General features: G+C 71.2%; 8 protein-coding genes. All 8 read left to right on the top strand.

Features of this window, described 5'->3' with window-relative positions; genetic code table 11:
* Window positions 1–196 precede the first annotated feature (196 nt).
* The 8 genes from ACFWBT_RS38880 (at window position 197) to ACFWBT_RS38915 (ending at window position 9,299) form a co-directional block, all read left to right on the top strand.
* Window positions 197–553, top strand: a complete 357-nt coding sequence (locus ACFWBT_RS38880; RefSeq protein ID WP_385708339.1) for a hypothetical protein — start codon at window positions 197–199, stop codon at window positions 551–553.
* Between the two features lie 172 nt (window positions 554–725).
* Window positions 726–1,640 (top strand): DUF2797 domain-containing protein, encoded by a 915-nt coding sequence (locus ACFWBT_RS38885; RefSeq protein ID WP_385708342.1) that lies wholly within the window; start codon window positions 726–728, stop codon window positions 1,638–1,640.
* A gap of 112 nt (window positions 1,641–1,752) precedes the next feature.
* Window positions 1,753–2,103 (top strand): antibiotic biosynthesis monooxygenase family protein, encoded by a 351-nt coding sequence (locus ACFWBT_RS38890; RefSeq protein ID WP_385708345.1) that lies wholly within the window; start codon window positions 1,753–1,755, stop codon window positions 2,101–2,103.
* A 40-nt stretch (window positions 2,104–2,143) separates the two neighbouring features.
* Window positions 2,144–3,061, top strand: coding sequence for an amidohydrolase family protein (locus ACFWBT_RS38895; RefSeq protein WP_385708360.1), 918 nt, complete (start codon window positions 2,144–2,146; stop codon window positions 3,059–3,061).
* A gap of 163 nt (window positions 3,062–3,224) precedes the next feature.
* Window positions 3,225–3,965 (top strand): response regulator transcription factor, encoded by a 741-nt coding sequence (locus tag ACFWBT_RS38900; protein ID WP_385708348.1) that lies wholly within the window; start codon window positions 3,225–3,227, stop codon window positions 3,963–3,965.
* Window positions 3,962–5,593, top strand: a complete 1,632-nt coding sequence (locus tag ACFWBT_RS38905; protein ID WP_385708351.1) for an ATP-binding protein — start codon at window positions 3,962–3,964, stop codon at window positions 5,591–5,593. Before ACFWBT_RS38900 ends, ACFWBT_RS38905 begins: the two co-directional genes overlap by 4 nt.
* Before the next feature lie 14 nt (window positions 5,594–5,607).
* Window positions 5,608–7,092, top strand: a complete 1,485-nt coding sequence (locus tag ACFWBT_RS38910; RefSeq protein WP_385708354.1) for a glycosyltransferase — start codon at window positions 5,608–5,610, stop codon at window positions 7,090–7,092.
* Complete coding sequence (locus tag ACFWBT_RS38915; RefSeq protein WP_385708357.1) at window positions 7,089–9,299, top strand: ArnT family glycosyltransferase; 2,211 nt, start codon at window positions 7,089–7,091, stop codon at window positions 9,297–9,299. Before ACFWBT_RS38910 ends, ACFWBT_RS38915 begins: the two co-directional genes overlap by 4 nt.
* Window positions 9,300–9,369 lie beyond the last annotated feature (70 nt).

Below are 9,369 nucleotides of genomic sequence, written 5' to 3' on the forward strand. Positions count from 1 at the left end.
GAATTACGGCGACGGGCTGCCGCAATGGGCTGACGACCGAGCGCCACCGGGCTCGTGGCCAGGGTGTCCCCGCATGTCGCATGTCGCACGTCGACCGGGGGGTCGAGAGATCAGTGCGACACCGGGGAGGGACGGTCGTGAAGGCCAAGGTCGGAAGAGCGGCGCTCACCGGGGCGGTGCTGGCCGCGCTGGTGGGATGCGGGGCCGGGAACGCAGCGTCCCCGGCGGAGTGCCGCTCGCCTTTCCCCTCGTGCACTACATGGGTGAGCCCTCGGACTGCGCGGGCTTCATGGAGGTCGCCAAGGGGTCCGCGGTGCTAGACGGCGAGAAGGTCGAGGCGGAGGAACACCGAGGGACGTCGGTCTCCGTGCGGGGCGTCGCCGACAACCCTGTCACCGGTTCCGGGGGAAGCTTCACCGCCACCGGATGCGGACTGTGGGTCCAGCTGGAGCCGCTGGAACCCGGGCCGCACACCCTGACGATCCGCGGCGAGTCCGCCGACTTCTCCGTCGCGGCGGACTATTCCCTCAACGTCAAGAGCGCATCGAGCTAGTCAAGGGCGGCCCACGAGGGCCGGTTACTCCCCGGGGCAACTCCGTTCGGGGCCGCGGCGGGGCGGAGCGCTCCGCAGACCGGGCTCGGTGCTCGCGGCACCGTGGCTGTTCCCACGGGCCAGGAGCTGTTGTCAGTGGGGCGTTGTCAGTGGGGCGTTCTAATGTCGTTGTGTGCGGCAGGCGTGGACGTGTTCGGGGTTGCGGTGGTCGGGGGACGGGCCCGTGCTCGTGTGGGGCGGGGGGCGGGGGAGTCCGCTGGCGCGGGGGAAGCGGGTGGCGTTCGGCGTGGTGGACGGGGGTGTGCGGACGTGCGTCGGGGCGCGGGGCAACGCGTGTCCCGTGCGGGCCGCCGTGTCGCCGCGCGGTACGGGCGCGCGGTGTGAGGAGTGCGCGCGCCTCGACCGGGCGCACTCCGTGGCCGCCGACACGATGGCCGACGATCCGCGGCCGTACCACGTGTATCTCGCGTGGTTCGGGCCCGGCATGGTGAAGGTGGGGATCACGGGGGTCGAGCGGGGTTCCGCCCGGCTCCTGGAGCAGGGTGCCGTCACCTTCAGCTGGCTGGGGCAGGGGCCGTTGATGGCGGCGCGCAGGACCGAGGAGCTGTTGCGGGCCGCGCTCAAGGTGCCGGACCGGATTCCGTACGCCGACAAGCGGGTGGTGCGGGCGGAACTGCCGGGGCCCGCGGAGCGCATCGCCGAGATCCGGGAGCTGCACGCGCTCGCCGGACGGCTCCACGGCTGGCCGGAGTCGCTGCGGCGCGAGCCCTTCGCACCCGTCGACCACACGGACGTGTTCGGGCTCGCCGGACTCCCGCCCGCACAGGGAGTCGTGAGCGAACTGGTCGCGGGAGGGGTGATCAGCGGTGAGCTGTGCGGTGCCGCGGGTCCTGATCTCCATCTCGCCACCGGGCGGGGAGTCGTCGTTCTCGACACACGGTTGATGACGGGGTGGGATCTGACCGGCGTCGGGGGCGGGGACAGGGACGGCAACAGGGGCGGGGACGGGGATGGGGGCTTCGGGGTCTCCTTTCCTGTACGGGAGTTGAGGGTCGCGGACCTCGGTGTTCAGGACGGGCTCTTCTGAGCGGGCCGCGTGAGGGGGCGGGGTGGGGGGATGGTCAAGACTCGGATCCCTTTGGGATCCCGTTCGGAAAGGTGCTGGACGACCGGGGACGCCCGGACGGAGAGTGGCGGACATGAGCGACCACGATCACGCGCCTGTCGCAGCCCACGAGCCGCCCTACTACGTCGCCGTGTTCACCTCCGTACGGAGGGAGGACGACGCCGGGTACGGGGAGACCGCCGAGCGGATGGAGGAACTGGTGCAGCAGATTCCGGGCTACCTGGGAATGGACCACGCGCGGACGCCGGGCGGACTGGCCATCACCGTCGGGTACTTCCGGGACGAGGACGCCATCAAGCAGTGGAGTGCGCACACCGAGCACCGGGCGGCACAGCGGCGCGGCCGGGACGAGTGGTACGAGCGGTACACCCTGCACGTCGCCAAGGTCGAGCGGAGCCATGGGTTCGAGCGTGCCCGCGGCTGAGCGGGAGGCCGCGGCCGGCGCCGAGAAGGTGCCGGGCGAGATGCCCAGGAAGGTGCAGGGCGAGGAGCCCCTGCCGATTCCGGGCGAGGCGTCGGAGGTGCGGGGGTTCTGGGAGGGGCTCGGGCTGCCCGGACTCGTCGACGTCCACACGCACTTCATGCCCGAGCGGGTGCTGCGCAAGGTCTGGGACTACTTCGACGGGCTCGGCGAGCCCGCCGGCGGCGTCGAGTGGCCGATCACCTATCGCGCGGACGAGGACGAACGGCTCGCGCTGATCAGGGAGTTCGGGGTGCGCGCCTTCACGGCGATGGTCTACCCGCACAAGGCGGGCATGGCCGAGTGGCTCAACTCCTGGGCCGTCGGCTTCGCCCGCCGGACCCCGGACTGCCTGCACACCGCCACCCTCTTCCCCGAGCCGGGCGTCGAGCGGTACGTGCGCGAGGCGGTGGAGGCGGGTGCGCGCGTTTTCAAGGCGCATGTGCAGGTGGGGGCGTACGACCCGGGGGACGAACTCCTCGATCCGGCCTGGGGATCGCTCGCCGAGGCGGGTGTTCCCGTCGTGATCCACTGCGGATCGGGGCCCTCGCCCGGCAAATACACCGGGCCGGGACCGATCGCGGCGGTCCTCGGCCGACATCCCCGACTGCGGCTCGTCTTCGCGCACATGGGGATGCCCGAGTACGAGGACTTCCTCGGCCTCGCCGAGCGGTACGAAGAGGTGCGGCTCGACACGACCATGGCGTTCACGGACTTCAGCGAGCGGCTCGCGCCGTTTCCGCCGGAGCTGCTGCCCCGGCTCGCCGACCTCGGGGACCGGGTGCTCCTCGGCACCGACTTCCCGAACATCCCGTACCCGTACATCCACCAGCTGCGCGCGCTGGAACGGCTCGGACTGGGGGACGACTGGCTGCGGGCGGTCTGCCACGGGAACGGCACACGCCTCTTCGGCCTCGGCTGACGTCGACGGGCGGGCGGGGCCCTGGTCCGGGGCCCTGGTCCGGGGCCCCGCCGGGAACCGCGTGCTCTTCCCAGGAGTTTCCTGAGAGGCACCTGTGCGTTTCTCAGGGAAATCACAGGTAGCCGAAAGGATGCTCTCAGCGGCGCCCACCAAGGTGTCCGCTATGACCACGACCTCGCCCCAGGGGCGCACCGAACTGCTGAGGCCGGACGGGAGCCCCGTCCGCGTGCTGGTGGTGGACGACGAGCTGTCGATCACCGAGCTGCTGTCCATGGCCCTTCGCTACGAGGGATGGCAGATCCGCAGCGCGGGAGACGGGACGGGTGCGGTGCAGACCGCCCGCGAGTTCCGGCCCGACGCCGTCGTTCTCGACATGATGCTGCCGGACATGGACGGGCTGACGGTGCTCGGCCGGCTCCGCCGGGAGCTGCCCGACGTCCCGGTGCTGTTCCTGACGGCGAAGGACGCGGTCGAGGACCGGATCGCGGGGCTCACGGCCGGTGGCGACGACTACGTCACCAAGCCGTTCAGCCTTGAGGAGGTCGTGGCCCGGCTGCGCGGTCTCATCCGGCGTTCGGGCGCCGCCGACCGGCGGTCCGAGTCCGTGCTCGTCGTCGGGGACCTCACCCTCGACGAGGACAGCCACGAGGTGTCGCGGGGCGCTGACAACATCCACCTGACCGCGACGGAGTTCGAGCTGCTGCGCTTCCTGATGCGCAATCCGCGCCGGGTGCTGAGCAAGGCGCAGATACTCGACCGTGTGTGGTCGTACGACTTCGGTGGGCAGGCCAATGTGGTCGAGCTCTACATCTCGTATCTGCGCCGCAAGATCGACGCCGGGCGTGAGCCGATGATCCACACCCGGCGTGGGGCCGGATATCTGATCAAGCCCGCGGTGTCATGAGCGGACGACGACGGCCGCGAGCGCAGAAGCGAGCAGGTACGCCGCGCACGCTGCGGACCCGGCTCGTCGTCGCGTCGGTGGTCCTGATCGCCGTGGTCTGCGCCGTGATCGGCACGGTGACCACGCTCGCGCTGCGGTCGCATCTCTACGAGCAGCTGGGCGACCGGCTGGGCGAGGTCGCCGGCCGGGCAGCCGGCTTCGGCGGGCCTCCCGGCGGCGGTCCCGGCAAGAAGGACGCGGACCCGAAGGACGTGGGCCAGAAGACCCCGCAGACCTTCGACCTCGGTGAGTTCGTGACGCACGGACCGGAGTCCGAGAACATGATCGCGGCCAAGGTCCAGAAGGGCCGCATCATCGAGGCGAAGGTCGGCCAGGCCTCGGACGAGAGCACCGACATCAGCGGCATGGCGTCCAGTGACCTCAGCGAGGCCGCGCGCACCGCGCTCGGCGCCGTCACCCGGGACGGCAAGGCGCACACGGTCGACATCCCGGGCTACGGCGAGTACCGCGCCGAGTACCGCCCCGGCGTCAACGGCAGCTACTACGTCGCGATCCCGACCGCGGACGTCAACAAGACCCTCAGCACCCTCGTCATCATCGAGGGCAGCGTCACCGCCGCCGGCCTCGTCGCGGCCGGCATCGCCGGCTACGTGCTCGTCGGCTTGGCCACCCGCCCCCTCCGCAGGGTCGCCACCACCGCCACCCGGGTCTCCGAACTCCCCCTGCACACCGGTGAGGTCAACCTCAGCGAACGCGTCCCCGAGTCCGAGACCGACCCGCACACCGAGGTCGGTCAGGTCGGCGCCGCGCTCAACCGCATGCTCGACCACGTCCACGGCGCGCTGCACGCCCGCCAGCAGAGCGAGATGCGGGTACGGCAGTTCGTCGCGGACGCCAGCCACGAGTTGCGGACACCGCTGGCCTCCATCCGCGGGTACGCCGAGCTCACCCGGCGCGGCAGAGAGCAGGTCGGCCCCGACACCCGGCACGCGCTCGGACGGATCGAGTCCGAGGCGGGCCGGATGACGTTCCTGGTCGAGGACCTGCTGCTGCTCGCCCGCCTGGACGCGGGGCGGCCCCTCCAGTTCGAGCAGACCGACCTCGTACCGCTCGTCGTGGACACCATCAGCGACGCACGCGCGGCCGGAAGAGACCACAACTGGCGCCTCGAACTGCCCGACGAGCCCGCACTCGTGTCCGCGGACTCGGCCCGCCTGCAACAGGTGCTCGTCAATCTGCTTGCCAACGCGAGAACGCACACACCCCCCGGTACGACCGTCACCGCACGCGTCCAGCGACGCGGTCCGTGGCTGTGCGTGGACGTCGAGGACGACGGCCAGGGCATCCCGCCCGACCTGATCCCGCGCGTCTTCGAACGCTTCGCGCGCGGTGACTCCGCGCGCTCCCGCGCCACCGGCTCCACCGGTCTGGGGCTGGCGATCGTGCAGGCCGTGGCGTCCGCGCACGGAGGCGCGGTGACCGTGGACAGCGTTCCGGGGCGCACCGTGTTCACCGTGCACCTGCCCGCGCTCGGCCCGGCGGTGCCCAGTCCGGCTCCCGAAACGAATTGGCAATCGCACTCACAGGCACAGCACAGTGCCACCACATGGGTGCAACAGGGGGCTTGACGAGAGTCGTTCCCATGCGAACCGACTCTTCTCCCGGCAACCTGCCGGCGCGGGAGCACCTCCCGGCCGGAGACGCCGGTACGCCTGTCCTGGACGTAGTGATCCCCGTCTACAACGAGGAGAAGGACCTCCAGCCCTGTGTGCTCAGACTCCACGAGCACCTCAAGCGCACGTTCCCGTACGCGTTCCGCATCACGGTGGCGGACAACGCGTCGACGGACACCACCCCTCAGGTGGCGGCGCGGCTGGCGGCACAGATCCCGGAGGTCAGGTCCTTCCGGCTGGAGCAGAAAGGCCGCGGCCGGGCGCTGCGGACCGTGTGGTCGGCGTCCGACGCGCCGGTCCTCGCGTACATGGACGTGGACCTGTCCACCGATCTGAACGCGCTGCTGCCGCTGGTGGCCCCGCTGATCTCCGGTCACTCGGACCTCGCGATCGGCTCGCGGCTGTCCCGCTCCTCGCGCGTGGTGCGCGGTGCCAAGCGGGAGTTCATCAGCCGCACGTACAACCTGATCCTGCGCGGCTCGCTCCAGGCCCGCTTCTCGGACGCGCAGTGCGGCTTCAAGGCGATCCGCCGTGATGTCGCCCAGTTGCTGCTGCCGCTGATCGAGGACACCGGCTGGTTCTTCGACACCGAGATGCTGGTGTTGGCCGAACGGGCCGGGCTGCGCATCCACGAGGTGCCGGTGGACTGGGTCGACGACCCGGAGTCGACCGTCCACATCGTGAAGACCGCGACGGACGACCTCAAGGGGGTGTGGCGGGTGGGACGCGCTCTCGCCACGGGTTCGCTGTCGCTCGACCGGCTGGCCCGGCCCTTCGGGGACGACCCGCGCGACCGTGAACTGACCGACATACCCAAGGGCCTGGCCCGTCAGCTCGTCGGCTTCTGCGTCGTGGGCGGCCTGTCCACGCTCTTCTATCTGCTGCTCTACAGCGGCTTCCGCTCCTTCTCGGGGTCGCAGGTCGCCAACGCGCTCGCGCTGCTCGTGTCGGCGGTCGCCAACACGGCGGCCAACCGGCGGCTGACCTTCGGTGTACGCGGCCGGGGCGGCGCCGTCCGGCACCAGGCACAGGGCCTGGTCGTCTTCGCCATCGGGCTGGCTCTGACCAGCGGTTCCCTCGCCGCCCTGAACGCGGCGACGAACGATCCCGCGCACTCCACCGAGCTGGCGGTGCTCATCGCCGCCAACCTCGCGGCGACCGTGCTGCGCTTCCTGCTCTTCCGCGCCTGGGTCTTCCCGGACCGCCAGGGCGAGTCACCGTCGCCGTCCCCGGTGGTGGCCTCGCACCAGCCGGGCCCGCCGGTCCACCCGACGGGCGTACGGCACGGCGTGGACGCGCATGCCCCGCTGCCGCAGCGCCCGACGACGCCCTCGTCCTCGTACGACACGGCCCAGTTCCGCGCCGGTGAAGCCGCGGACCGCACCTGGGGGGACTCGACCATGCAGTTGCAGGCGGTGCGCCCGCACGATCACGATCCGAGGAACGCGCGATGACGACACAGCCCGACACGAGTACCGACACGAGTACCTCGACGCTCCCCCCGGAGCCGGCCCCGCCCGCGGCGGCGACCGGGTCCGGTGAGCCCGAGGAGCCGTTCTTCCGGCGGGCCTGGAGAGGTCGGCCGGAGGACCCGCGCTGGGCGCGCCCCGCCCTGCTCGGTCTGCTGCTCGCCACCGCGGTGCTGTACCTGTACAACCTGAGCGCCTCCGGGTACGCCAACTCCTTCTACTCCGCGGCCGTGCAGGCCGGCAGCCAGAGCTGGAAGGCCTTCTTCTTCGGCTCGCTCGACTCGGCCAACGCCATCACCGTCGACAAGCCCCCGGCCTCGCTGTGGCCGATGGCCCTGTCGGTACGGATCTTCGGACTCAGTTCCTGGGCGATCCTCGTTCCCGAGGTGCTCATGGGCGTCGCCACGGTCGGCGTCCTGTACGCGGCCGTGCGCCGCAGGTTCAGCCCGGCGGCAGGTCTGATCGCGGGCGCGGTGTTCGCGCTCACTCCCGTCGCCGCGCTGATGTTCCGGTTCAACAACCCGGACGCCATGCTCGCGCTGCTCATGACCGTCACGGTCTACTGCGTGATCCGCGGGCTGGAGGACGGCCGGACGAAGTGGCTGGTCTGGGCGGGCGTCGCGGTCGGCTTCGCCTTCCTCGCCAAGACGCTCCAGGCCTTCCTGATCCTTCCGCCGCTGGCCGTGCTGTACGCGGTCTGCGCGCCGGTGCGGCTCCGGAAGCGGTTCGCGCAGCTGGGCCTCTCGGCGGTCGCGATGGTCGTCGCCGGAGGCTGGTGGGTCGCGATCGTCGAACTGTGGCCCGGGGCCTCCCGCCCGTACATCGGCGGCTCGCAGAACAACTCCTTCCTGGAGCTGACGTTCGGCTACAACGGCCTCGGCCGTATCAACGGCGACGAGACCGGCAGCGTCGGAGGCGGCGGTGGCGGCGGTGGCGGCGGTGGCACCGGGCAGTGGGGGGAGACCGGCTGGGACCGGATGTTCAACTCCGAGATCGGCAGCCAGATCTCGTGGCTGCTCCCGGCGGCCCTGATCCTGCTGGTGGCCGGCATCGTCCTCACCTGGAGGGCGAAGCGGACCGACCTGGCCCGCGGCTCGTTCCTCGCCTGGGGCGGCGCGTTGCTGATGACCACGCTCGTCTTCAGCTACATGGCCGGCATCTTCCACCAGTACTACACGGTGGCCCTGGCCCCGTACATCGCCGCGGTGGTCGGCATGGGCGCGACGGTGCTGTGGGAGGAGCGGGGCAAGGTGTGGGCGTCGCTCACCCTCGCCGGTGCGGTCACCGCGTCCGCGGCCTGGGGATATGTCCTCCTCAACCGCACCTCGGACTATCTGCCGTGGCTCAAGTGGCTGGTCCTCGTCGGCGGTCTGGCCGGCGCGCTCGGTCTGATCTTCGCGGGCCGGCTGGGCCGCCGACTGGCCCTCGCGGCCGTCGCGTTGAGCTTCGTGTCCGCGGTCGCGGGTCCGACGGCGTACACGCTCTCCACCGTGAACACCGGGCACACCGGCTCCATCGTGACGGCCGGTCCGTCCGGGGCGAGCATGATGGGTGGCGGTCCGGGCGGCGGTGGCATGCGGGGCGGATTCCCCGGTGGCGGCCAGAACCAGCAGAACGGCAACGGCACCCCGCAGAACGGGCAGCAGGGCGGGGGCATGGGCCAGCCCCCGACGGGTGGCACCGGCGGCACCGGTGGCTTCCCCGGCCGGAACCAGCAGGGCAACGGCACCACCCAGGGGCAGAACCAGCAGGGCGGCATGCCCGGGGGCGGTACGGGTGACGGCGGTATGGGCGGGGGCGGCGGTGGTGTCGGAGGACTGCTGAACGGCGCGACCGTCAGCTCCAAGGCCAAGACGCTGCTGTCGAAGAACGCGGACCACTACACCTGGGCGGCGGCGGCCGTCGGCTCCCAGAACTCCGCGAGCTACCAACTGGCCACCGGTAAGCCGGTGATGGCGATCGGCGGCTTCAACGGAACCGACCCGTCCCCGACCCTGGCCCAGTTCAAGAAGTACGTGACGGATGGCAAGATCCACTACTTCATCTCGGGCGGCGGCATGGGTGGTGGCGGCAACTCCCCCACCACCTCCAGCTCCTCGCAGATCAGCACGTGGGTCACGGCCAACTTCAAGAAGGTGACCGTGGGTTCGGCCACCTTCTACGACCTGACGCAGCCGACGGGCAGCAGTTGACCGGCGGTGGTCCGGTGAGCGGGCCGGTGGCCCGGTAGGTGGGCGGTGGGCCCGGGGGGAGAAACAACCG

It is taken from the genome of Streptomyces sp. NPDC060027 (assembly GCF_042737005.1).
GTDB lineage: Bacteria > Actinomycetota > Actinomycetes > Streptomycetales > Streptomycetaceae > Streptomyces.